The organism is Falsiroseomonas sp. CW058, assembly GCF_050563535.1.
In the GTDB taxonomy this organism is placed as follows: domain Bacteria; phylum Pseudomonadota; class Alphaproteobacteria; order Acetobacterales; family Acetobacteraceae; genus Falsiroseomonas.
On sequence record NZ_JBNXUO010000004.1, the window covers coordinates 174,887 to 196,366 of the forward strand.

Consider the following 21,480-nt stretch of genomic DNA (forward strand, 5'->3'; position numbering starts at 1 on the left):
CTCCCCGGGCATGCCGGGCTGCGGGGGATGACCGCCCTCCTGCCGCCCGGCGCGACGCTGGAGGAACTGCGCGCCTGCTTCCGCTGGACGCTTCCCGCCCGCTGCAACATCGCGCAGGAAGCCTGCGACCGCTGGGCCGACGGCACCGGCCGGCCGGCGCTGATCCATCTGCGCCCCGATGGCGGGACGGAGACGGTGAGCTTCGACGAACTCCACCGCCGCTGCTGCCGCCTGGCGAACCTGCTGGCGGCGCGCGGCATCGCGCGGGGCGACCGCATCGGCGTGCTGCTGCCGCAATGCCCCGAGGCGGCCGTCGCGCATCTGGCCGCCTATCGCCTCGGCGCGGTCGCGGTCCCGCTGTTCCTGCTGTTCGGCGAGGATGCGCTGGAATACCGCCTGGCGGATTGCGGCGCCGCGGCGCTGGTTACGGATGCGGCGGGGCTGGCGAAGGTCGCGCCCATCCGGGACCGGCTGCCGGCGCTGCGCCTGGTCCTGGCCGAGGGCGGCGGGCCGGGCGCGGAGGATCTCGGCGCCGGGATGGAACGCGCGGCCGACCGGCACGCCTGCGCGCAGACCGGGCCGGACGACCCCGCCCTCATCATCTACACCTCCGGCACCACCGGCAGCCCGAAGGGAGCGCTGCATGGCCACCGCGTGCTGCGCGGGCACCTGCCGGGCGTGGAGATGCCGCAGGAACGCTTCCCGCAGCCGGGCGACCTGTTCTGGACGCCGGCCGACTGGGCCTGGATCGGCGGGCTGCTCGACGTGCTGCTGCCCAGCCTGTTCCACGGCGTGCCGGTGCTGGCGCACCGCATGGCGAAGTTCGACCCCGAGGCCGCGCTGCACCTGATGGCGGGGCAGGGCGTCCGCAACGCCTTCCTGCCGCCGACCGCGCTGCGGATGCTGCGTGCCGTGCCGGACCCGGCGCGCTTCGGCACGCGCCTGCGCAGCATCGGCAGCGGGGGCGAGACGCTGGGGGCGGAGATGCTGGACTGGGGCCGCGCCGCCTTCGGCGTGACCATCAACGAATTTTACGGCCAGACCGAATGCAACCTGGTCGTCGCCAACTGCGCCGGGCTGTTCCCAGTGAAGCCCGGCAGCATGGGCCGCCCCGTGCCGGGCCACGAGGTCGCGATCCTGGACCCTGACGGCGCCCCCCTGCCGCCCGGCGCGGAGGGCGACATCGCGGTCCGTGCGCCCGACCCGGTGATGTTCCTCGGCTACTGGAACCGCCCCGCGGACACGCGGCGCAAGTTCCGCGGCGACTGGCTGGTCACCGGCGACCGCGGCGTGGCGGATGCAGAAGGCTACCTGTCCTTCGTCGGGCGCGACGACGATGTCATCACCTCGGCCGGCTACCGCATCGGCCCGGGCGAGGTGGAGGACTGCCTGCTGCGCCACCCGGCCGTCGCCACCGCCGCCGTGATCGGCCTGCCCGACCCGCTGCGGACGGAGCGCGTCGCCGCCGTGGTGGTGCCGCGGCCCGGCGTCACCCCCGGCCCGGCTTTGGCGGCCGATATCCAGGATTTCGTCCGCACCCGCCTGGCCGCGCATCTCTATCCGCGCCAGGTGGAATTCCGCGATGCCCTGCCGCAGACCGCGACGGGCAAGATCATGCGGCGCGCGCTGCGCGCCGAATACGCCGGCGAGGAGTAGCCCATGGCCGCCAACCAGATGCCGATGCTCGACCACGACCTCGGCGACGCGATCGACATGCTGCGGGATTCCGTCCGCGGCTTCGCCGACAGCCGCGTCGCGCCGCTCGCCGCCGAGATCGACCGCACGGACGAATTCCCCCGCCATCTCTGGCCCGAGATGGGCGCGCTCGGCCTTCACGGCATCACGGTGGAGGAGGAGTACGGCGGCGCCAACATGGGCTACCTGGCCCATTGCGTGGCGATGGAGGAGGTCAGCCGCGCCAGCGCCAGCGTCGGCCTGTCCTACGGCGCCCATTCCAACCTCTGCGTCAACCAGATCCGCCGCAACGGGACCGCGGAGCAGAAGCGCCGCTACCTTCCGAAGCTGATCTCCGGCGAGCATCTCGGCGCGCTGGCGATGAGCGAGCCGGCGGCGGGCAGCGACGTCGTGTCGATGAAGCTGCGGGCGGAGAAGCGCGGTGACCGCTACGTGCTGAACGGCACCAAGCTGTGGATCACCAACGCCCACTACGCCGAGACGATGGTGGTCTACGCCAAGACGGACCCCGATGCCGGGCCGAAGGGCATCACCGCCTTCATCGTGGAACGCGGCTTCAGGGGCTTCCGCGCGGCCCAGAAGCTCGACAAGCTCGGCATGCGCGGCAGCCCGACGAGCGAGCTGGTCTTCGAGGACTGCGAGGTGCCGGAGGAGAATGTGCTCGGCGCCGTCGGGGGCGGCGTGCGCGTGCTGATGTCCGGGCTCGACTACGAACGCGCGGTGCTGGCGGCCGGGCCGATCGGCATCATGCAGGCCTGCCTCGACCTCGTCGTGCCCTACATCCATGACCGCCGGCAGTTCGGCCAGCCGATCGGGGAATTCCAGTTCATCCAGGGCAAGGTGGCGGACATGTACACCGCACTGAACGCGGCGCGCGCCTATGTCTATGCCGTGGCCCGCGCCTGCGACCGCGGGCAGGCCAGCCGCAAGGACGCCGCCGGCGCAATCCTGTTCGCGGCCGAAGCCGCGACGAAGGCCGCGCTCGACGCCATCCAGATCCTCGGCGGCAACGGCTACATCAACGACTACCCGGCCGGCCGCCTGCTGCGCGACGCCAAGCTCTACGAGATCGGCGCCGGCACCAGCGAAATCCGGCGCCTGCTGATCGGCCGGGAGATCTTCCGCGAGACGGCGTGAGGCGTCAGCGCCCCCAGAAGCCGGCCAGGGCACCCACCAGGAACACGATCAGCAGCAGGACACCGGCGATCCAGGGCAGGTCCATCCGGAACGCGTCGCCGAGGCTTACCGCATGGCGCCGGCCCATGTGGTCGTGGGTGTCGTTCCTGTCGTGGATGGCGCGGGCAATCGTCTCGTCGGTATCGCCAAGCTCGGTGCCGTGCATCGCGCTCGCATGCGTCGGGTGGGTGCTCATCCCCCGGTCGCTCCTTGTGATGAGCCCGTCCGAACGCCGCCGGCGCGGAGTGGTTGCCCGCTGCGCCCGCCATGCGCATCCTGCGCCGACCCGCCCAGGAGAGACGCATGCCCGGCATCCCCGACGTCACCCCCCGTGCCGCATGGCAGGAGTTGTCTGCCGATCCGGACGCGATGCTGGTCGATTGCCGGACCGACGCGGAATGGAACTTCGTCGGCGTGCCCGACCTGTCCCCCATCGGCAAGCAGGTCGCGCTGATCCCCTGGCAGCTCTATCCGACCATGCAACTCAACGGCGCCTTCGTGGAACATCTGCGCCGCGCCGGCGCATCGCCCACCGCGAAGCTCTATTTCATCTGCCGTTCCGGGGCGCGCAGCCTCGCGGCCGGGCAGGCGGCGCAGCAGGCCGGCTTCCCCAACAGCTTCAACGTGGCCGACGGGTTCGAGGGGCCGGTGGATGCCGAAGGCCATCGCGGCACGGTCGCGGGCTGGAAGGCCGACGGCCTGCCCTGGCGTCAGCGGTGACCTTCAGCGCCGCGACGCGATCTGCCGGTTCTCCAGCCGGCTGAGCAGCCGGACGCAGGGCCAGAGCAGCAGGAAATACGCCACCGCCGCGACCACGATCGGGGTCGCGTTGAAGGTCACGCTCTGCGCCTGGCGGGCCTGGAACAGCAGTTCCGGCAGGGCGACGACGCTGGCGATGGAGGTGAGCTTCACCACCTCGAGCGTGTTGCTGATGAGGTCGGGCAGCACGTTGCGGACCGCCTGCGGCAGCACGACGAAGCCCCAGACCTGCCAGCGCCGCAGGCCGAGCGCGCGCGCGGCTTCCGGCTGCCCGCGCGGCACGCTCTCGATCCCCGCGCGCAGGATCTCAGCGTAGTAGGCGCCGGTGTTCAGCATGAAGGCCAGCGCCACCGCGCCCCAGGCGCCGAGGTCGAGCCCCGCGAAGGGCAGCCCGGCATAGAGCAGGATCAGCAGCACCAGCGGCGGGATGGCGCGGAAGACGTCCACGAAGGCCATCAGCGGCCAGCGCAGCCAGGCCTCGCGCCGGGTGGAGAGCATCGCCAGGCAGAAGCCGGCGAGAATGCCGAGCGGCACGGTCAGCAGCGCCAGCAGCAGCGTCTGCACCAGCCCCGACCACAGGATCGGCGCGGCGGCGACCGCGATCTCGGCATTCAGGAAGGCGTCGGCGAAGTCGTTCATCCGCGCCTCACCGCCGCCATGCGAAGCGCGTCTCGACCCACCGTCCCGCCACCACCACCGGCAGGAACAGCGCAAGGTAGGCGACGGCGCCCAGCATCAGCGGCGTCGGGTTGCCGGAGAAGGCCATGGCGGATTGCGCCGCGCCCAGGATCTCCGCCACCGCCACCACGCTGCCCAGCGCGGTGCCCTTGGTGATGGCGATGGTCCGGTTGGTCAGCGGCGGGATGGCGATGCGGACCGCCTGCGGCAGGACGACCAGGCGCATGGTGGGCAGGAACCGCAGCCCGACGGCGCGCCCGGCCTCCCACTGGCCCTTCGGCACGGCGCAGATGCCGGCCCAGAAGATCTCCTCGGCGAAGGCCATCAGCACCAGCGTCAGCGCCAGCCAGGTGGCCCAGAAGCCGGAAAAGCCGATGCCCGCCGCCGGCAGGCCGAAATAGATCAGCACGATCAGTACCAGCGGCGGCAGGGCGCGGAACAGGTCCACCGTGAAGATGATGGCCCAGTTCAGCACCCGCAGCCCGAAGGCGCGCAGCACCGCGAGCAGGAGGCCGAGCGCGAGCCCGGCCACCACCACCAGCGCCGCCAGTACGACGGTCAGCCCCAGCCCTTCGACGATCTTCGGCCAGTACTGGGCCGCGACGCGGGCGTTGAGGAAGGAGAAGGCGAAGCCTTCCCAGCCGGTCATGCGGCCCCGCCCGGCCGCGCCTCCGGCCTGGTCAGCACCGCGGCTCCCTCGGGGTCGGGTCATAGCCCGGCAGGCCCGGCACGCCGGTGCCCGGGAAGACCGTCACCTCCGCGTCGTCGGCGGCGGGGGGCGTGCCGAACCACTGCTGCGACAGCCGCGCGATGGTGCCGTCGCGCTTCATGCATTCCAGCGCGTTCTCCAGCTGCTCCCGCATCGCCGTGGCGCCCATCGGCAGCACGGCGGACCAGTGGGCGCGCGTCTCGCGGATCACGAAGTCGGGCACGAATTGCGGCGTGCGGGTCGCGGCGTAGCGCACCACCGTGTTGCCGCCGAGATTGGCATAGGCCCGGCCCGACAGCACGGCCTGCACCGCATCGGGCTGGGTGTCGTAGGTCTGCACCGTGAAGCCGTAGCGCGCGGCGTTCGCCTGCGCCCAGGCATCGTAGGCGCTGCCCTTGTTGACGCTGATCGCCTTGCCCCGCAGGTCGTCCATGCTGGTGATCGGCGCGGAGCCGCGGCGGATGCCGAGCTGGAAGGCGGTGTAGAGATACCCCTCCGTCAGCAGCATCGATTGGGCGCGTTCCTGCGTGGCGGTGACCGGCGCGCAGAGGAAATCGTAGCGGCCGGCATTCATCGCCGGAATCAGGCCGGAGAAGCTGGCGCTGTCGATCGTCAGCTCCCGCCCCAGGCGGCGGGCGGCTTCGCGGAACAGGTCGATGTTGAAGCCCTGCACCCCGCCCTGCAGCGTCGGGAAGGCGTGCGGCGCAAAGGTGCCGTCCACCGCGCAGCGCAGCGGCGGCTGGCCCTGTGCGAGGGCGGGGCCGGCAAGGCCGGCGGCAAGCAACGCGGCGGCGAGCAGGTGGCGCATCGCGCTTGGTCTCCCTTCGTGGCGGCGGTGATTCGGCCCAACGATCCCACCCGGCGGCCGGGCGCGCCATGCGCCCGCGCGAAGCGTGACGAAAGTTTCACCTCCCGCGCCGCGTGACCGGCGCCCCGCCGGAGCGGGGCGCCACATTTGCGCCCCCTCGCGGTCGCGCCGGCGCCGTCTGGCCCACGTAGAAGGGGGATGACGGTATACGGAACGGCACAGATGCCCCGCTTCGCGCTCCTCCTGGTGATGTCCGGCCTGCTGGCGATCCTGCTGACCCTGCTGCTGGTCATGGGCGATGCCACGCTGCCCGGCCGCGTGCCGCCCTTCGCCGCCGCCCTGCTCGCCGGGCTCGGCGGCGTGCTGCTGGTGGGCGGGCTGTTCCTGATCGAGCCCGGGCGCGGCGGGCCCGATCCCGCGGCGAAGGCCTGACGCTGGCGCGTCAGGTGACCGGGATCCGCCCCTCGCCCAGCACGGCCTTGTAGCGGTCGATCTCGACCGCGATGAAATCGCGGAAGGCAGCACCCCGGCGCGCGGCGGGGACGGAGCTTCCCGCATCCAGCACGCGTTGCAGCGCGGGGGCCCCCATCGCCTGGTCCGTGGCCCGCGCCAGCGCCTGCACGATCTCCGCCGGCAATCCGGGCGGTCCGAAGACGCCGACCCAGCTCATCGCGTCGATCTCGCCATAGCCCTGCTGCTGCAGCGTCGGCAGGTCGGGGTAGCGGCCCACCCGTTCCAGCGTGCCGGCGGCCAGCGCGCGCAGCTTCCCTTCCGCGATCTGCGGCGCCACGGCCGACACGCCGTCGATCGTCATGTCGACCCGCCCCGCGATCAGGTCCGCCATCGCCGGCGCGCTGCCGCGATAGGGCACATGGGTCAGCTGCACGCCGGCCGCCCGCGCCAGCATCTCGCACGCGATGTGATGCACTGATCCGACGCCGGACGAGGCGTAGGACACGGCGCCCGGCTGCGCCCGCGCCGCCGCGACCAGCGCCTCCGTCGTGCGGTGCGGCGAGGTCGCGGGGACGACCAGCAGGTGCGGGTGGACCGCCACCTGCGCCACCGCGGTCAGGTCGCGCAGCGGGTCGTAGGGCAGGTTGCTGAACAGCGCGGCGGCGACCGCGTTCGGCGTCGAATGGCCGAACAGCAGCACGCCGCCATCCGCCGGCGCCTTCGCCACCGCATCGGCCGCGAGCGTGCCGGAGGCGCCGGACCGGTTCTCCACCACGAAGGGCTGGCCGAGCAGCGCGGCGTATTGCTCCGCCATCGCGCGCGCGACGATGTCGGTGAAGCCGCCCGGGGCGAAGCCCACCAGCATCCGCACGGGCCGCCGCGGCCAGGCGGGCTGGGCATGCAGGGCGGGCGCCGCCAGCGTAGCGAGGGCGGTGGCGGCGAAAACGCGGCGGGTGGTCATCTCCGGCTCTCCTGCGACGGCGGGAGGCTAGGCCGCTTTGCCGCAGTGCAGCAACACCCTCAGGCCTTCTCGGGATAGAGCGCGCGCAGCCCCCCCTCGCTCGCTTCCGTCTGGCCGCGCTCGGTGATCAGCCCGGTCACCAGCCGGGCGGGGGTCACGTCGAAGGCGGGGTTGGCGGCGGCGCTGCCCTCGGCGACGACGCGGACCGTCTCCATCCGGCCATCTGCGGTGCGGCCGGTCAGCTCCGTCACCTCCTCCGCCGCGCGCTCCTCGATGGGGATGCCCGCGACGCCGTCGCCCACCTCCATGTCCAGCGTGGAGTGCGGCAGCGCCACCCAGAAGGGCACGCCGTTGTCCTTCGCCGCCAGCGCCTTCAGGTAGGTGCCGATCTTGTTGGCGACGTCGCCCGTCCGCGTCACCCGGTCCGTGCCGACGATGCAGAGATCGACCTGCCCGTGCTGCATCAGGTGCCCGCCCGCATTGTCGGCGATGACGGTGTGCGGCACGCCGTGGCGGCCGAGTTCCCACGCCGTCAGCGCCGCGCCCTGGTTGCGCGGCCGCGTCTCGTCCACCCAGACATGCACGGGGATGCCGGCGTCATGCGCCTGGTAGATCGGCGACAGCGCCGTGCCGTAGTCCACCGTCGCGATCCAGCCGGCGTTGCAGTGGGTGAGGACGTTCACCCGCCCCCCTGGCGGCTTGCGCGCGGCGGCGTCGCGGATCAGCGGCAGCCCGTGCTCCCCGATCCTCCGGCAGGTCTCGACATCGTCGTCGCAGATCGCCGCGGCCTCGGCGCGGGCGGCGGCCAGGCGGTCGGACGGGGCAAGGTTGTGCAGGGCCGCGCGCATGCGCGCCAGCGCCCAGCGCAGGTTGATCGCGGTCGGCCGCGTCCTGCCCAGCATCTCTACCACGCGGTCGAGATTGGCGGTGGAGGCATCCCGCCGCAGCGCGAGCGCGACGCCATGGGCCGCGACCGCCCCGATCAGCGGCGCGCCCCGCACCTGCATGGAGCGGATGGCGTGCGCCACCTCCTCCTCATCCGTCAGGCGGAGGATGTCGAGCGTCCAGGGCAGCTTCGTCTGGTCGAAGATGCGGACGGACCAGCCATCCTCCCGGTCCACCCAGACGCTGCGATAGGGGATGCCGTCGATCTTCATGGCGAGCCAGGACCCGTGCCGTTCGCGCCGGGCGTTGCGGCATCGCCCCTGCCGCGTCAAGTCACGGGCGGGCCAGCGGAGGGACCCGCGCGGTCAGATCCGCTGGTGCAGCGCGCAGACCAGGGTGAACAGGCGCCGCGCCGTCTCGAAGTCGATCTCGACGCGGCCGGCCAGGCGTTCCGTCAGCAGCGTCGCGCCCTCGTTGTGGAGGCCGCGCCGGCCCATGTCGATCGCCTGGATTCGCGCCTCGGACCCGCCCTCGGCCACCGCCTTCTCGTGGCTCTCCACCACCAGATGGTAGTCCTTGATGAGCCGGCGGAAGGGGCCGAGCGCGAGGACGAGGGCGTGCAGCGGCCGGTCCGCCGCATCCCGGATGTCGAGGATGAGGCGCCCGTCACGTACCGCGATGGACAAGGCATAGGGTCCGTCATCCATGCCCCTGGGCTGGAACCGGTTGCCCGCCAGCAGGTCCTCCACCGCCTGCCGCCGGTCCGCCTCCGCATAGGGGGAGGGGAGGGGCTGGGCATCCGGCAGGACGATGCGGACCAGGTCGGGCATCGCGGCCGGTCAGGCGTCGCCGGGCGGTGCCGGCCGTGGGGGCGGGGGCTCGGCCCGTGGCGGCGGCGCGCCGCCATGCTCGCTGCCGTCGAAGCCGAGCCGGGCGAGCCAGCCCACGGTCGCCCCCTTGATCGGGCGCAGCAGCAGGATGCAGGCGATGGTGAAGGCGGGCAGCCAGACCACCATGTGCAGCCACATCGGCGGCTGGTACGCCTTCTCGATCCACAGCACCGGCGGGACCAGCAGGTGGCCGGCGACGAAGATGACGAAATAGGGCGGCGCGTCGTCGGCCCGCAGGCTGCCGAGCGGGGCGTGGCACACCTCGCATTCCGGCACGACCTTCAGGTAGCCGCGGAAGACGCGGCCCTCGCCGCAGACCGGGCAGCGGTTCCGCACGCCGCGCCCGACCGCGTCCCAGAAGGAGGTCGGCGGCGCGTAGCTCAGGGCGGGTGCCGAGCGGTCGGGCTCCCAGCGCATGGGGCGTTCCTTCGGGCGTGTCGCCTCGGGTGGCATCGGAACCTCTCCGAACCGCCCCGGGGCACCGCCATTGTGCGGTGCATCATGGGGCCTGGATGGGCCGGGATCAAGCGCGCGGTGCATCGGCCGCGGATGCTTGCGGCCCCCGCGCGCCTCCCGGAGGATGGGGCAACGCCGTGGCGAGGGAGAGGTTGGGACGATGCAGGACCGCATCCTGGTGGTAAACCCGAATTCCAGCGCGGGCTGCACAGCCGGCATCGACCGGGCGCTGGACGGCTTCCGCGCGCCCGGCCTGCCGCGGATCGAGGTGACGCAGCTCGATGGCGGCCCCCCCGCCATCGTCACCTGGCGCGACTGGTTCGGCGTGGCGGAGCCGCTGTGCCGCCTGGTGGAGCGGGAGGGCGCCGGGGCCTATGTGGTCGCCTGCGTGTCGGACCCGGCGGTGGATGCGGTGCGGACGGCCACGCGTCGGCCCGTCTTCGGTCCGCTCCGCAGCGCGGTGGCCGCCGCGATGGCGCGTGCGGACCGCTTCGGCATCATCGCCTTCGCCGACCCCTCGCTGCAACGGCAGCGCCGGGCGTTGCAGGCCATGGGCCTCGAATCCCGCCTGCTCGGCCACCTGCCGCTGAACCTGCCGATGGAGGTGCTGACCGACCCGGTCGCGCCCCGCGCCGCGCTGGTTGAGGCCGCGCGGCGCATCGCGGCGGGCGGGGCGGAAGCCGTCATCCTCGGCTGCGCCGGCATGGCCGGCCACCGCGCCGCGGTGGAGGAGGCCTGCGGCATACCCGTGATCGAGCCCTGCCAGGCGGCGGTGGCGCTGGCCTTGCAGGCCGTGGTGGCGGCCCGGCCGGCGCTGGCGCGGGCGGCCGAGTAGCGCCGCCCGGCGCTACTTCAGCTTCGGGCCGGCCGGCTTGCCGTCCCAGCTGTCGGCGATCCAGCGGAAGGCGTTCAGCCAGACCGGGTCGGTGTTCGGCGGCAGCTTGCCGGCGCGGAGATCCTCGAGCGAGACATCCGCCAGCTGGAGGTGCGGCCTCTCGCCGGGGCGGGAGACCAGGCCCTCATCGGCGCCGATCGCCTCCAGCCGGTCCCACATGTGGCTGTGCGCGCCGTCGTCGTCCCACGACCAGCGGCCTTCGAGGGCGAGCACGAAATCCGCCGCCAGCCCATACTGGTGCAGGCTCTCCCACGCCTGCACGGGCGTCAGAAAGCGCCCCGCACGGGTCCGGCCGGAACCATAGAGGTGGTTCTGCCGCCAGGGGCCGCGCAGGCCTTCATAGATGCCGAAGGGGATGCCCTCCGCGTTCAGCCGCGCGACGGTGCGCAGCGCGCGGTTGCGGAAGGCCGGGTGCAGCATCTTCGGGTCGCGGTTCACGCGCTCGACGTTGCGCCAGGGGAAGGCCTCGGTCGCGTGCTGCGGCGGCTTGGCACCCGCGACCTGCCGGCGCAGCAGCCCCGCCGGCGCGAAGCCGCGCTGGCCGTTGGGTGCCTGCACCTCCAGCCAGGGCTGGTCCGCGTCCCCCTTCAGCTCCACCACCTGATCGGCCGCCAGCGCCCGCACCGCCTTCTGGTCCGGCCCCGGTCCCTCGCGCAGTTCGGTGGCGGCGGCGACGCGGTACAGGACGGGGAAGGGCGAAGGTTCGGACATGGCCGGTCCTTGGGCTGGGGTGCGGCGCAGTCCTAGCGCGTGTTGCACCGCAGCACAAAGGGTCGGGGGCGGGCTATTCCGCCATCCCGGTCCCCGGGGTCCAGATCGCCGGCGGCTCGCTGCCCACCTGTGCGGTGATCCGCCCGTAATGCTCCGGCCGGCGGTGGCGGGCGAAGTCGAAGATCGTCCGCCGCCCGAGCTCGCACATGTCGAGGTCACATTCCGCGACGATCACCTCGTCGTCCCAGCTCGTCGCCTGGGCCATGATCTCGCCCTGCGGGTTGACGATGATGGAATGGCCGAACAGCTCGTGCCCGTCCTCGGTGCCGGCCTTGGCCACGCCGACGCCGAAGCAGGCATTCTGGTAGCAGCCCGCCTGGATCGACAGGTGGCTGTGGGCGACGCGCAGGTGGTGCGCCTCGAAGCCCCGGTTCTCCATGTTCAGGCTCGGCGTGTTGTAGCCGAGCATGACGAGTTCCACCTGCTGCAGGCCCATCACGCGCCAGGCCTCGGGCCAGCGGCGGTCGTTGCAGATCATCATCCCGACATTGACCGGCCCCGCGGCGCCGACCGGCGCGCGCACCACCGGGAAGCCCAGGTTCCCCGGCTCGAAGTACCGCTTCTCCAGGTGCTGCGCCTTGCGGACCGGGTCGTATTCGGCATGGCCCGGCAGGTGGACCTTGCGGTATTTCAGCACGACCTCGCCCGAGGGGTGGACGAAGACGGCGGTGTTGAATCGCCGCCCCTCCGGCGTCTTCTCGGCGTAGCCGAGGTGGAAGGCGATGCCGAGCCGCCGCGCCGCGTCGAACAGCGGCGCCGTCTCGTTCGACGGCAGGGCGTGCTCGTACCAGTGGTCGGCCTCGGCCAGGTTCTCGTGGTACCAGCGCGGGAAGAAGGTGGTCAGCGCCAGTTCGGGATAGACCACCACTTCCGCGCCACGCCGTGCGGCCTTCTCCATCAGGGCGACCATGCGCGCCACGGCGACGTCTCGCCCCTCGGCCTTCTGGATCGGGCCCATCTGGGCGGCGGCGACGACGAGGCGGCGGGAGGACATGCGGCGGCGGCTCCGGGCGGGTGGGCCTGTATGCCGCCGCGGCCCGCGCCTGGGAAGCGCGGCACCGTTCCGCACCCGGCCCCCCTGACAAGCCGGGATCGAAGCCCAGTTCTGTTGCCCCATGCCCTATCCGAACGGTCCACCTGCGCGGTCGCTGCCCGCGCTCCTTGCGCGACCCGTCAAGCAGGCGATCGCCACGCAGGTGGTGGCGCTGTTCAACGACCGCTCGCGCGGCGAACGGCCGGTGGCGCGCCGCCCGGACGGGCTGTTCGGGCCGCGCGCCGTCGCATGGCGGGTGCATGGCGATGTCACCTCGATGATGGTGGGGGGCGTCACGGCGCTGCTGCTGCAGATGCTGCACCCCGCGGTGCTGGCCGGCGTCTGGGACCACTCGCGCTTCCGCCACGACATGGCCGGCCGACTGCGCCGCACCGCGCGCTTCATCGCTCTGACCACCTATGGCGGGCGGGAGGAGGCGGAGGCGGCGATCGCCCGCGTGCGGCACATCCACGGCTTCGTCCGCGGGGCGCTGCCCGACGGCACGCCCTATGCCGCGGACGACCCCGCGCTGCTGGCCTGGGTGCATGTGACGGAGACGACGAGCTTCCTCGGCGCCTGGCTCCGCTATGCCGAGCCTGGCATGGCCGGCGCCGACCGCGACCGTTACTTCGCGGAGATGGCGGAGGTCGGCCGCGCGCTCGGCGCCGACCCCGTGCCGCGCAGCCTGGCCGAGGCGCAGCGGATCATCGCCGCGGCGCGGCCGTCGCTCCGCGTCGATTCGCGCACGCGGGAGGTGGCGCGGCTGATCCTGTCCCAGCCCGCGCCGCACCGCCTGGCGGAGCCGTTGCAGGCCGTCGCCATGGGGGCGAGCATCGACCTCCTGCCGGACTGGGCGCGCCGGATGCACGGACTGCCCGCGCCGGCCCGGCCGCTGGTGCGGGCCGGCACGCTCGGCATCGCGCGGACGCTGCGCTGGGCCTTCGCGTGACGGGGCGGTTCAGGCCGGGGGGGTCGCGCCCACCTGGTCGACGATGCGGCGGTAATGCTGCGGGCGGCGGTGCTGGGCGAAGTTGAACATCTTCTCCTTCCCCTGCCGGCAGGCATCGAGGTCCACCTCGGCGATGATCACCTCGTCCGCCAGGGTCCGCGCCTGCGCCACCACCACGCCGTTCGGATCGACGATGCAGGACCCGCCGATCAGCCCGGCGCCGTCCTCGTCCCCCGCCTTCGCCACCGCCACCGCCCAGGTCGCGTTCATGTAGGCGTTGGACTGGGCTGCGAGGATGGAGTGGAAGGTCCGCAGCTCCGCGCTCTCGCCCTCGCCGCCATTCGGGTCGTAGGCGGCGGAGTTGTAGCCCACCATCACCAGCTCCACCCCCTGCAGGCCGAGGCAGCGCCACCCTTCCGGCCAGCGGCGGTCGTTGCAGACCAGCATCCCCAGCACCGGCCGCCCCCAGGCTTCCGGCCCGCGCGCGACGGGGAAGCCGAGGTCGCCGTACTCGAAATACATCTTCTCGAGCTGCTGGTACTTCTGCCCGTCCTTCACCCGGTCGCTGCCGGGCAGGTGGACCTTGCGATACTTGAACAGGATTCGCCCGTCCGGCCCGACCGTCACCGCGCTGTTGAAGCGATGGCCGTCCGGCGTCAGCTCGGCATAGCCGACATAGAAGCCGATGCCGAGTTCGCGGGCGCGGTCGAACAGCGGCTGCACCTGCGGGTTGGGCATCGCCGGCTCGAAGCTCGCGACCAGTTCCGGCGCGTCGCGCTCCATCGGCCAGCGGGGGAAGAAGGTGGTGAAGGCAAGCTCGGGGAAGACCACGAGCTTCGCCCCCTGCGCGGCGGCGGCCTCCAGCAGCGCGACCAGGCGCGCCATGGTCCGCGCCCGGCTGTCCGCGCGCTGGGTCGGGCCCATCTGCGCGCCCGCCACGATGAGCCTGCGGCTGTTCATCGGAAGATGTCCCTGATGTCCTGCAACGTCCCGCCGAAGCCCTTCCACAGCGTGACGAAGCCGATGGCGAAGCCGGTGCCGGCGAACAGCCCGCCCATGCCGGGGCGGGGGATCAGCATCGGCCCGAGGATCGCGCCGACGATGCCGGCCGAGATCCCGAAGGCAATCGACATGAGAAGCTGCGTGCCGCCCGGCCGCATGCGGACCCGCGACTGCGGCGCCTGGACTTGAGGGCGGGACGGCCGCGGCGGACGCTTGATCCAGCGCTGGTGCGGCGGGCGGTAGGGTTCGGACATGCGGGGGATGTAGCGCCCCGGCGCCGGGACGTCACGGCAGGCCTGCCACCTGATCCCCCGGTGCCTCCAGCGCCGCGTTGCGGGCGGCCGCCCGAGCCCGGCTGCGCCAGGTCGATCACCGCGCAGAGCAGGGGCGCCCGGCGGGCCCAACCCTGCTGCGGCGGCGGCAACTGCCCCAGGGCGAACAAGGCCTCATCGTCGAGCGAGACCGTCGCCGCCAGGCGCGGGCCGCCCACCCCCACATGGCGCTGCGCCACGTCCTCCCGTGCCGCCGCCCGGGGTGCAAGCAGGCAGAGGGCGGCGAGCACGATGCGCAGCATGGCGAGCCGATTTTCTGTCCACCGTATACGTCGTGTCATTCCTTCGCTCACGCCCTGGCAATCCGGGAACTCTATTATACCTTCGATGCGGGTGCCCCGGGCCCGCGGGGGCAAGGGATGTCAGATGGGTGCGGTGTTGGATCACGCTCGACGGCTCGCGGCGCTGGCCGTCGCGGTGCCCGCGCTGCTCGCGGCGGCGGAGCCCGGCGTCTGCACCGGGGAGGGGAACCCCTTCGTCGCCGCCCCCGGCTTCGGCGCCATGCACCCGCTGCCGGCCGGCGAGGCTGCGGCGCTCACCCGGCGGGAGGGCGCCGCGCTGCTGCTCCGGGCGGAGAATGCTGAGATCCGGCTGGAGGACACGCCCGCCTGCCTCCGCGGCCCGGACGAGCCCGACTGCGTCCGCCACCGCCTGGTCGCCGCCTTCGCCGACCCGCCAGGCTTCCTGGTGGAGCGCGGGCAGTACGAGCATGTCGACTTCCTCTGGGTGCATCGCGCGACGGGCCAAGTGGAGAGCCTCGCGGACCTGCCGCGCCTCTCGCCCGGTGGGCGCTGGATGCTCTCCGTCTCCACGTCCGACTACATGGGGCTGAACGGAATCGAGTTGTTCGACCTCGGCCGCGGTGACATCCGCCGCGCTTTCCAGCACCTGCCGAGCCAGGGCGACGCCTTCGACTTCTTCAGCTTCTGGCGCTGGACGAAGGAGGAGGAGGCGCTGCTCTGCGCCTGGCGCGGCAGCCCACCTGCCATGACGGGACCGGAGCAGGTGGTGCTTCGCCGCGGCCCCTATGGCTGGCGGATCGAGACGCTGGACTGACGCCGCTGGCAGGGCCGGGCATGCGGTATCCCTGCTCTCGCCCCACGCTGGCTCACCCCTCTCGGGCAGCGCGGGAAGGAAGCGGGCGGCGCGGCGGCGAGCGGCAGGTCCACCGCCAGGCGCTTCACGTCGTATAGGTGGTCACGAATCGAGCGCCGACTTCCGGTGCTGGCGTGGCACGAAGCGGCCGGTGCCGGGCTTCGCCTTCACCTCCGCCCCGTCCCAGATCTGCGCGCCCCGCAGCCAGGTGGCGGCGACCCGCGCCTTCATCGCGCGGCCATGCCATGGCGACCAGCGCGCATCCTCCCGGTCCACGATCAGGCGTTCGTCGAAGACGAAGTCGCCCGTCTCGAGGATGCAGAAATCCGCATCGGCGCCGAGCCGGATGCCGCCCTTGCGCGGATTCAGGCCGTGGAAGCGGGCCGGCTCCTCGCTGCACATCCGGGCCATGACGGAAGCCGGCAGGCCCCGTTCCACCAGCAGGGTGTACATCAGCGGCGCGAAGCTCTGCATGCCCGTCAGGCCGGCGCCGACCGCGAAGATGTCGCCCGCATATTCCTTCCGCGGCCGCGGCCAGGGCGCGTGGTCGGTCGAGACGTAGCTGACGATGCCGGCCCGCATCGCGCCCCACATCCGCTCCACCTCGGCCGCGGAGCGGAAGGGAGGGTTGCACTTGCCGAAGCCCTGGAGGCGGACGATGTCCTCCTCCGTCATCGTCAGGTACTGGATGCAGGCCTCGCCCGAGCACTTCGCGCCCTGGCCGCGGTAGATCTGCGCCAGTTCGAACCCGCGCGCGAGGGAGGAGTGGGCGATGTGGACATGCGCCCCCGTCTCCAGCGCCATCTCGAAGATCTCGAGGTCTGCCATCGTCTCGGTGATCGGCGGGCGGGTGCGGCAATGCCAGATGGGGGAGGTGTTGCCCGCGGCCTTCGCGGCCTCGGTCAGCTTCACCACCAGTTCCTGGTCCTCGTTGTGGACGGCGGCCATCAGGCCGGTGGTCGCGATCTCGGCGAAGGCGGCCAGCATGGTCGGGTGGTCGATGCGCGGGAAGCGGTGGGCGTCGTATTCGTAGGTGGAGACCTTGAAGGCGCTGGCCCCGGCTTCCGCGATGGCCGCGATCTCGTCGAGCCCGCCATCCTTCCGGATGGTGCCGTAGAGCGCCATGTCCACATGGCTCAGCCGGTGCACATGCTCCACCTTGTCGCGGAACAGCGCGGCGGAGGTCACGGGGTCCGGTACGTCATAGGGCATGTCGCAGACGGTGGTGACGCCACCGGCCGCGGCCGACGCCGTCGCACCCTCGATCCCCGGCCAGCCGGTGGAGGAGGAGGTATGCATGTGCCCATCCACCAGGCCGGGCATGACCAGCCGGCCGGCATGGTCCGCGACCTGCTTCGCGGGCGGCGGAGCGCCTTCGCCGATCGCCGCGATGGTCTCGCCCCGCACCGCCACGTAGCCGCCCGCGACGATACGGTCGGACAGCACGATGTCCCCGGTGAGGACGAGGTCATAGGGCTGGGCGTCGGACATGCGGGTCCCCTCGGCGGTGATGCGGACGGGAGGCTAGGCGCTGTCGGGCGTGGCGCCAACCGGGGTGGCGAAGACGCGCCCGGCGAGTTCGAGGGCAAGCCGCGTCGTCCCGCTCTCCCGCTCGGCGTTCCAGGCCAGCGCGACGCCGACGGCGTGGATCGGGCCTTCGAGATCGCGGAACGCGACGCCGGGCGGGCGCAGCCGCGCCATGCCGGTGCTGACCAGCGCAACGCCGAGGCCGGCGGCGACGAAGCCGAGCTGCGCCATCGCGCTGCCCACTTCCCGCGTCACGCGCGGCGCGAAGCCCGCGGCGTGGCAGGCGGCGACCATCGCATCGGAATAGGCGGGGCTGATCGCGCGCGGCAGGACCAGCATCGGCTCATCCGCCAGCGCCGCGAGCGGCAGGGGGCCGGCGCCATCCGCCAGCCGGTGGCCGACCGGCAGCGCGGCCGCCAGCACGTCCCGCCCCAGCGCGCGCAGCCGCACCGGGTGGCGGTCCCGGTCGAGCCGCACGAGGGCGAGGTCCACCTCGCCCCGCCGCAGCGCCTCCACCGCATCGGCCGTGTCCATCTCCCGCACCGAGATCGCGGCGTCCGGACGCGCGGCCTGCAGCGCGCGCACCAGCGGGGGCAGGTGGTCGAACAGGGCGGAGGTGACGCAGGCCAGCATCATCGGCGCGTGGCGCCCGGCCCGCAGCTCCCGCGCCAGCGTCTCGATCTGGCCCGCGCCTTCGGCCAGGCGCCGCGCCAGCGGCAGCAGCGCCTCGCCCTCCCGCGTCGGGCGCGCGCCCTTGCCGCTGCGCTCCAGCAGCTTCACGCCCAGCTCCCGCTCCAGCGCCTGGATCTGCGCCGTCAGCGGCGGCTGCGAGATGCCGAGCCGCGCTGCGGCGCGGCCGAAATGCCCTTCCTCGGCCACGGCCAGGAAGTGGCCGAGGCGGCGCACCAGACGGAGGTCCATCCGAAAACAGTATCGCGCAGCAAGCCCAATCGGAATGGACGATCACGCGCAACGGGTCCAAAAACCGATCCGTCCCGCCACACGGCAACGGAAAGAAAGGGGCTCAAGTGAAGCTGCATCCCGTGAAGGTCCACCCGTCCAAGGCGCTGCTGAAGCGAGAGGACCAGCTGGCCTGGAAGATGGCCGCGGTCGCGGTGGACAAGGTCGCCGTCCAGAAGGACGTGCAGGCGATGATCATCAACCGGGTGATCGACAACGCCTCCGTCGCCATCGCCGCCATCAACCGCCGCCCCGTCGTCTCCGCCCGCGGCATGGCGCTGGGCCACGCGAAGAAGACCGGGGGCGCGTCCGTCTTCGGCGTGAAGGCGGCCACCACCGTCTCCCCCGAATGGGCGGCCTGGGCGAACGGCACGGCGGTGCGCGAGCTCGACATGCACGACACCTTCCTCGCCGCCGACTATTCCCACCCCGGCGACAACATCCCGCCGATCCTGGCGGTGGCGCAGGCGATGGGCCGGTCCGGCAAGGACCTGCTGCGCGGCCTTGCCACGGGGTACGAGCTGCACATCAACCTGGTGCGTGCGATCTGCCTGCATGAGCACAAGGTGGACCACATCGCCCATCTCTGCCCCGCCGCGGCCGCCGGCATCGGCACGCTGCTCGGCCTGAAGCAGGAAGTGGTGTTCCAGTCCATCCAGCAGGCGCTGCACACCTCCGTCTCCTTCCGCCAGTCCCGCAAGGGCGAGATCTCGTCCTGGAAGGCCTATGCCCCCGCCCATGCCGGCAAGCTCGCGGTGGAGGCGGTGGACCGCTGCATGCGCGGCGAGGGCGCGCCGAGCCCGATCTACGAGGGCGAGGACAGCGTCATCGCCTGGGTGCTGTCGGGCCGGACGCAGGCCGACAGCAAGGGCCGCAGCACCGTCTACGACCCCGTCTACTACGAGGTGCCGCTGCCCGAGGCCGGCGAGCCGAAGCGCGCCATCATGGACAGCTACACCAAGGAACACTCGGCCGAGTACCAGTCCCAGGCGCTGATCGACCTGGCCTTCCGCATGCGGGAGAGGATCACGGACTGGGACGCGATCGAGAAGATCACGATCCACACCAGCCACCACACCCACTACGTCATCGGCACCGGCGCGAACGATCCGCAGAAGATGGACCCCAAGGCCAGCCGCGAAACGCTGGACCATTCCATCATGTACATCTTCGCCGTCGCCCTGCAGGACGGCCGCTGGCACCATGTGGACAGCTACGCCCCGAAGCGCGCCGGCCGCCCCGACACGGTCCGGCTGTGGCAGAAGATCGAGACGCGGGAGGACCCGGAATGGACGCGCCGGTACCACTCCCGCGACCCGGAGGAGCTGTCCTTCGGCGGCCGGGTCGAGATCCTGATGAAGGACGGCTCGACCCTGGTGGATGAGCTGGGCGTGGCGAACGCCCATCCGAACGGCGCGCGCCCCTTCGCGCGGGCGCAGTACATCCACAAGTTCCGCACCCTGACCGACGGGATCATCACCGCGCGGGAGCAGAACCGCTTCCTCGACGCGGCGGAGAACCTGGCGAGCCTGCCCGCCGGGGAGCTGCACCTGCTGAACGTGGCGCTGCCCGCGGGCACGCTGCTGGACAGCAAGCCCGGGATCTTCTGAACCCTCCCCACGACAACGCCGCGCGTTGCCGTGGGGCCCCGGGGGCGACGAGCCTCCGCGGCCGGCCTGTCCTTTCGCGGCGAAGCCGCGGGAGGGCACCGCGCGGCGGGGGACCGGCCCGACCGCGGCCCAGGGCGGTGCGTCAGCGGCCCAGAGCAAGGGATCGCCACACATGAGCGAACAGCAGCCCACGATCTACAAGGGCCTCGTCGGCGTCTACGCCGATGTCTCCGCCGTCTCCAAGGTGATGCCGGAGACCAACAGCCTCACCTACCGGGGCTACGCCGTGCAGGACCTGTGCGAGGAGGCGTCCTTCGAGGAGGTCGCCTATCTCCTGTGGCACGGGGAACTGCCGACCGCGGCGCAGCTGAGGGCCTTCCAGGCCGAGGAACGGGCCAACCGCGCGCTGTCGCCGGCGCTGATGCGGGTGATCCGGGAATTCCCGAAGGACGCGCACCCGATGGATGCGGTGCGCACCGCCGTGTCCTTCATGGGCATGGAGGACCCGGAGGCGGCCGATGTCTCCGACGCCGCGCAGCGGCGGAAGGCGATGCGGCTGCTGGCCCGGCTGCCGACGGCGGTGGCCGCGGCCAACCGGCTGTCGAAGGGGCTGGAGCCGATCGAGCCCGACGCCTCGCTGCCCTATTGCGAGAACTTCTTCCACCTGGTCTTCGGCAAGGTGCCGCAGCCCGAGGTCATCAAGTCCTTCGACGTCTCGATGATCCTCTACGCCGAGCACACCTTCAACGCCTCCACCTTCACCGCCCGGACCGTCACCTCCACCGGGGCGGACATCCACGGCGCGATCACCGCCGGCATCGCCGCGCTGAAGGGTCCGCTGCATGGCGGCGCGAACGAGGCGGTGATGCACATGCTGAAGGAGATCGGCAGCCCCGAGGCGGCGGAGGACTGGCTTGAGGGCAAGTTCGACCACAAGGCGCTCGTCATGGGCTTCGGCCACCGGGTGTACAAGAGCGGCGACAGCCGCGTGCCCACCATGACCAAGTATGCCGAGAAGATGGCCGAGGTGGTCGGCGACCGCCGCTGGATGGAGACGTCCCGCGTGCTGGCGGCGAAGATGCTGCGGGTGAAGAACATCCACCCGAACCTCGATTTCCCGGCGGGGCCCGCGTACTACCTCATGGGCTTCGACATCCCGATGTTCACGCCGATCTTCGTCTGCTCCCGCATCACCGGCTGGGCGGCGCATGTGTTCGAGCAGGCGGCCGACAACCGGCTGATCCGCCCGCTCTCGGTCTACACGGGCGAGGCGCAGCGCCCGGTGGTGCCGCTGGCCAGGCGCGGCTGACACGGGCCGCTTGCTCCGCATCGGCGCCGCGCACGCGCCGATGCGGAGCCCTCGCGTGACGCGGCGACCACAGGCACGCATCAAGCCGTGCGGAGATTCATCGTCGCGCGCGTCGCAAGTGCGATTCCGTTTGACAGCACGGTTGTGAATCGAGGACGGATGCTGTCGCACGCATTCGCTTGACGCGATTCGCGCGCCGCGGATCGAAGCGGACGGGACATCGACGCACACGGCACCGCGCCAGCACGGCGCGATGTTACGGCGGAGACGACGTCGGCAGGCACGGGGCGACGCGCAGCGCGGCAGCGGAGCGGCGCAGCAGGTAAGGACGGTCCATTGACCGCAGGGCTCGGGGAGGGGGGCGGCACCAGCCGGCCATCCTCCGTCACACCGCCGCAGCGCGCCCGCATGGCACGCGGCATCGGCGGGAGAGAGGCCGGACGGCGCGACGCCTGGCAGCACGCCACGCGCCCCGCGCCCACGACCGGCGACTGCGGCGACTGGACTGCGGCCACGGCGACCAGGCG

Annotated in this window: 23 protein-coding genes; 9 read left to right on the forward strand and 14 right to left on the reverse strand. The window is 72.3% G+C overall.

Annotated elements, in window-relative coordinates:
- Positions 1–27: 27 nt before the first annotated feature.
- Positions 28–1,656, forward strand: coding sequence for an acyl-CoA synthetase (locus ACK8OX_RS05675; RefSeq protein WP_430662964.1), 1,629 nt, complete (start codon positions 28–30; stop codon positions 1,654–1,656).
- Positions 1,657–1,659: 3 nt separating this feature from the next.
- Positions 1,660–2,832, forward strand: coding sequence for an isovaleryl-CoA dehydrogenase (locus ACK8OX_RS05680; protein WP_430662965.1), 1,173 nt, complete (start codon positions 1,660–1,662; stop codon positions 2,830–2,832).
- Positions 2,833–2,836: 4 nt separating this feature from the next.
- On the opposite strand, the gene ACK8OX_RS05685 is transcribed toward ACK8OX_RS05680, so the two are convergent.
- Positions 2,837–3,067, reverse strand: a complete 231-nt coding sequence (locus ACK8OX_RS05685) for a hypothetical protein (protein WP_430662966.1) — start codon at positions 3,065–3,067, stop codon at positions 2,837–2,839.
- A gap of 107 nt (positions 3,068–3,174) precedes the next feature.
- Here ACK8OX_RS05685 and ACK8OX_RS05690 point away from each other — a divergent pair, with 107 nt between their 5' ends.
- Positions 3,175–3,591 carry a rhodanese-like domain-containing protein gene (locus ACK8OX_RS05690; protein ID WP_430662967.1) on the forward strand — a complete coding sequence of 139 codons (417 nt, stop codon included), beginning with the start codon at positions 3,175–3,177 and terminating at the stop codon, positions 3,589–3,591.
- Positions 3,592–3,594: 3 nt separating this feature from the next.
- Here the strand turns inward: ACK8OX_RS05690 and ACK8OX_RS05695 are convergent, their stop codons facing one another.
- The 3 genes from ACK8OX_RS05695 to ACK8OX_RS05705 are packed head-to-tail and all read right to left on the reverse strand — an operon-like array spanning position 3,595 to position 5,825.
- Positions 3,595–4,269, reverse strand: a complete 675-nt coding sequence (locus ACK8OX_RS05695) for an amino acid ABC transporter permease (protein WP_430662968.1) — start codon at positions 4,267–4,269, stop codon at positions 3,595–3,597.
- 7 nt (positions 4,270–4,276) lie between these two features.
- A complete protein-coding gene (locus tag ACK8OX_RS05700; RefSeq protein WP_430662969.1) occupies positions 4,277–4,957 on the reverse strand; it encodes an amino acid ABC transporter permease in 681 nt (226 codons plus the stop codon).
- 31 nt (positions 4,958–4,988) lie between these two features.
- Positions 4,989–5,825, reverse strand: coding sequence for a transporter substrate-binding domain-containing protein (locus ACK8OX_RS05705; RefSeq protein ID WP_430662970.1), 837 nt, complete (start codon positions 5,823–5,825; stop codon positions 4,989–4,991).
- Between the two features lie 222 nt (positions 5,826–6,047).
- Between ACK8OX_RS05705 and ACK8OX_RS05710 the strand changes: the two genes are divergently transcribed.
- A complete protein-coding gene (locus tag ACK8OX_RS05710) occupies positions 6,048–6,257 on the forward strand; it encodes a hypothetical protein (RefSeq protein ID WP_430662971.1) in 210 nt (69 codons plus the stop codon).
- Positions 6,258–6,267: 10 nt separating this feature from the next.
- Here the strand turns inward: ACK8OX_RS05710 and ACK8OX_RS05715 are convergent, their stop codons facing one another.
- The 4 genes from ACK8OX_RS05715 to ACK8OX_RS05730 all read right to left on the reverse strand — a co-directional run bounded on the left by ACK8OX_RS05715 (position 6,268) and on the right by ACK8OX_RS05730 (position 9,431).
- Positions 6,268–7,239, reverse strand: a complete 972-nt coding sequence (locus ACK8OX_RS05715; protein WP_430662972.1) for a Bug family tripartite tricarboxylate transporter substrate binding protein — start codon at positions 7,237–7,239, stop codon at positions 6,268–6,270.
- Positions 7,240–7,298: 59 nt separating this feature from the next.
- Positions 7,299–8,396 carry an S-methyl-5-thioribose-1-phosphate isomerase gene (gene mtnA / locus ACK8OX_RS05720; protein ID WP_430662973.1) on the reverse strand — a complete coding sequence of 366 codons (1,098 nt, stop codon included), beginning with the start codon at positions 8,394–8,396 and terminating at the stop codon, positions 7,299–7,301.
- A 93-nt stretch (positions 8,397–8,489) separates the two neighbouring features.
- Complete coding sequence (locus tag ACK8OX_RS05725) at positions 8,490–8,954, reverse strand: UPF0262 family protein (RefSeq protein ID WP_430662974.1); 465 nt, start codon at positions 8,952–8,954, stop codon at positions 8,490–8,492.
- A 9-nt stretch (positions 8,955–8,963) separates the two neighbouring features.
- On the reverse strand, positions 8,964–9,431 hold the full coding sequence (locus tag ACK8OX_RS05730; RefSeq protein ID WP_430662975.1) for a DUF983 domain-containing protein: 468 nt from the start codon (positions 9,429–9,431) through the stop codon (positions 8,964–8,966).
- Between the two features lie 199 nt (positions 9,432–9,630).
- Between ACK8OX_RS05730 and ACK8OX_RS05735 the strand changes: the two genes are divergently transcribed.
- Positions 9,631–10,305 (forward strand): aspartate/glutamate racemase family protein, encoded by a 675-nt coding sequence (locus tag ACK8OX_RS05735; protein ID WP_430662976.1) that lies wholly within the window; start codon positions 9,631–9,633, stop codon positions 10,303–10,305.
- Positions 10,306–10,317: 12 nt separating this feature from the next.
- Here ACK8OX_RS05735 and ACK8OX_RS05740 read toward each other — a convergent pair whose 3' ends face one another.
- Positions 10,318–11,076, reverse strand: coding sequence for a hypothetical protein (locus ACK8OX_RS05740; RefSeq protein WP_430662977.1), 759 nt, complete (start codon positions 11,074–11,076; stop codon positions 10,318–10,320).
- A gap of 73 nt (positions 11,077–11,149) precedes the next feature.
- The gene (locus ACK8OX_RS05745) at positions 11,150–12,130 is read right to left on the reverse strand and encodes an N-carbamoyl-D-amino-acid hydrolase (RefSeq protein WP_430662978.1); all 981 of its coding nucleotides are present in this window, start codon (positions 12,128–12,130) and stop codon (positions 11,150–11,152) included.
- A 121-nt stretch (positions 12,131–12,251) separates the two neighbouring features.
- Between ACK8OX_RS05745 and ACK8OX_RS05750 the strand changes: the two genes are divergently transcribed.
- Positions 12,252–13,118 carry an oxygenase MpaB family protein gene (locus ACK8OX_RS05750; protein WP_430662979.1) on the forward strand — a complete coding sequence of 289 codons (867 nt, stop codon included), beginning with the start codon at positions 12,252–12,254 and terminating at the stop codon, positions 13,116–13,118.
- 9 nt (positions 13,119–13,127) lie between these two features.
- Here ACK8OX_RS05750 and ACK8OX_RS05755 read toward each other — a convergent pair whose 3' ends face one another.
- Together ACK8OX_RS05755 and ACK8OX_RS05760 are read right to left on the reverse strand one after the other, a co-directional pair.
- Positions 13,128–14,078, reverse strand: a complete 951-nt coding sequence (locus ACK8OX_RS05755; protein ID WP_430662980.1) for a nitrilase-related carbon-nitrogen hydrolase — start codon at positions 14,076–14,078, stop codon at positions 13,128–13,130.
- Positions 14,075–14,374, reverse strand: coding sequence for a hypothetical protein (locus tag ACK8OX_RS05760; RefSeq protein ID WP_430662981.1), 300 nt, complete (start codon positions 14,372–14,374; stop codon positions 14,075–14,077). Before ACK8OX_RS05760 ends, ACK8OX_RS05755 begins: the two co-directional genes overlap by 4 nt.
- A 456-nt stretch (positions 14,375–14,830) precedes the next feature.
- On the opposite strand from ACK8OX_RS05760, the gene ACK8OX_RS05765 reads away from it, so the two are divergent.
- Positions 14,831–15,508 carry a hypothetical protein gene (locus ACK8OX_RS05765; protein ID WP_430662982.1) on the forward strand — a complete coding sequence of 226 codons (678 nt, stop codon included), beginning with the start codon at positions 14,831–14,833 and terminating at the stop codon, positions 15,506–15,508.
- A gap of 141 nt (positions 15,509–15,649) precedes the next feature.
- On the opposite strand, the gene ACK8OX_RS05770 is transcribed toward ACK8OX_RS05765, so the two are convergent.
- Together ACK8OX_RS05770 and ACK8OX_RS05775 are read right to left on the reverse strand one after the other, a co-directional pair.
- Positions 15,650–17,038 carry a dihydroorotase gene (locus tag ACK8OX_RS05770; protein WP_430662983.1) on the reverse strand — a complete coding sequence of 463 codons (1,389 nt, stop codon included), beginning with the start codon at positions 17,036–17,038 and terminating at the stop codon, positions 15,650–15,652.
- 33 nt (positions 17,039–17,071) lie between these two features.
- Positions 17,072–17,995, reverse strand: coding sequence for a LysR substrate-binding domain-containing protein (locus ACK8OX_RS05775; protein ID WP_430662984.1), 924 nt, complete (start codon positions 17,993–17,995; stop codon positions 17,072–17,074).
- A gap of 107 nt (positions 17,996–18,102) precedes the next feature.
- Between ACK8OX_RS05775 and ACK8OX_RS05780 the strand changes: the two genes are divergently transcribed.
- Together ACK8OX_RS05780 and ACK8OX_RS05785 are read left to right on the forward strand one after the other, a co-directional pair.
- Positions 18,103–19,644: an MmgE/PrpD family protein gene (locus ACK8OX_RS05780; protein ID WP_430662985.1), complete on the forward strand. Its 1,542-nt coding sequence runs from the start codon at positions 18,103–18,105 to the stop codon at positions 19,642–19,644.
- A gap of 172 nt (positions 19,645–19,816) precedes the next feature.
- Entirely contained in the window at positions 19,817–20,953 is a 1,137-nt protein-coding gene (locus ACK8OX_RS05785; protein WP_430662986.1) for a bifunctional 2-methylcitrate synthase/citrate synthase, read from the forward strand.
- Positions 20,954–21,480 lie beyond the last annotated feature (527 nt).

Coding starts and splice junctions, on each gene's coding strand:
- ACK8OX_RS05675 (WP_430662964.1), top strand. CDS start 28: ATGACCGCCCTCCTGCCGCCCGGCGCGACGCTGGAGGAACTGCGCGCC.
- ACK8OX_RS05680 (WP_430662965.1), top strand. CDS start 1,660: ATGGCCGCCAACCAGATGCCGATGCTCGACCACGACCTCGGCGACGCG.
- ACK8OX_RS05685 (WP_430662966.1), bottom strand. CDS start 3,067: ATGAGCACCCACCCGACGCATGCGAGCGCGATGCACGGCACCGAGCTT.
- ACK8OX_RS05690 (WP_430662967.1), top strand. CDS start 3,175: ATGCCCGGCATCCCCGACGTCACCCCCCGTGCCGCATGGCAGGAGTTG.
- ACK8OX_RS05695 (WP_430662968.1), bottom strand. CDS start 4,269: ATGAACGACTTCGCCGACGCCTTCCTGAATGCCGAGATCGCGGTCGCC.
- ACK8OX_RS05700 (WP_430662969.1), bottom strand. CDS start 4,957: ATGACCGGCTGGGAAGGCTTCGCCTTCTCCTTCCTCAACGCCCGCGTC.
- ACK8OX_RS05705 (WP_430662970.1), bottom strand. CDS start 5,825: ATGCGCCACCTGCTCGCCGCCGCGTTGCTTGCCGCCGGCCTTGCCGGC.
- ACK8OX_RS05710 (WP_430662971.1), top strand. CDS start 6,048: ATGCCCCGCTTCGCGCTCCTCCTGGTGATGTCCGGCCTGCTGGCGATC.
- ACK8OX_RS05715 (WP_430662972.1), bottom strand. CDS start 7,239: ATGACCACCCGCCGCGTTTTCGCCGCCACCGCCCTCGCTACGCTGGCG.
- mtnA (WP_430662973.1), bottom strand. CDS start 8,396: ATGAAGATCGACGGCATCCCCTATCGCAGCGTCTGGGTGGACCGGGAG.
- ACK8OX_RS05725 (WP_430662974.1), bottom strand. CDS start 8,954: ATGCCCGACCTGGTCCGCATCGTCCTGCCGGATGCCCAGCCCCTCCCC.
- ACK8OX_RS05730 (WP_430662975.1), bottom strand. CDS start 9,431: ATGCGCTGGGAGCCCGACCGCTCGGCACCCGCCCTGAGCTACGCGCCG.
- ACK8OX_RS05735 (WP_430662976.1), top strand. CDS start 9,631: ATGCAGGACCGCATCCTGGTGGTAAACCCGAATTCCAGCGCGGGCTGC.
- ACK8OX_RS05740 (WP_430662977.1), bottom strand. CDS start 11,076: ATGTCCGAACCTTCGCCCTTCCCCGTCCTGTACCGCGTCGCCGCCGCC.
- ACK8OX_RS05745 (WP_430662978.1), bottom strand. CDS start 12,130: ATGTCCTCCCGCCGCCTCGTCGTCGCCGCCGCCCAGATGGGCCCGATC.
- ACK8OX_RS05750 (WP_430662979.1), top strand. CDS start 12,252: ATGCCCTATCCGAACGGTCCACCTGCGCGGTCGCTGCCCGCGCTCCTT.
- ACK8OX_RS05755 (WP_430662980.1), bottom strand. CDS start 14,078: ATGAACAGCCGCAGGCTCATCGTGGCGGGCGCGCAGATGGGCCCGACC.
- ACK8OX_RS05760 (WP_430662981.1), bottom strand. CDS start 14,374: ATGTCCGAACCCTACCGCCCGCCGCACCAGCGCTGGATCAAGCGTCCG.
- ACK8OX_RS05770 (WP_430662983.1), bottom strand. CDS start 17,038: ATGTCCGACGCCCAGCCCTATGACCTCGTCCTCACCGGGGACATCGTG.
- ACK8OX_RS05775 (WP_430662984.1), bottom strand. CDS start 17,995: ATGGACCTCCGTCTGGTGCGCCGCCTCGGCCACTTCCTGGCCGTGGCC.
- ACK8OX_RS05785 (WP_430662986.1), top strand. CDS start 19,817: ATGAGCGAACAGCAGCCCACGATCTACAAGGGCCTCGTCGGCGTCTAC.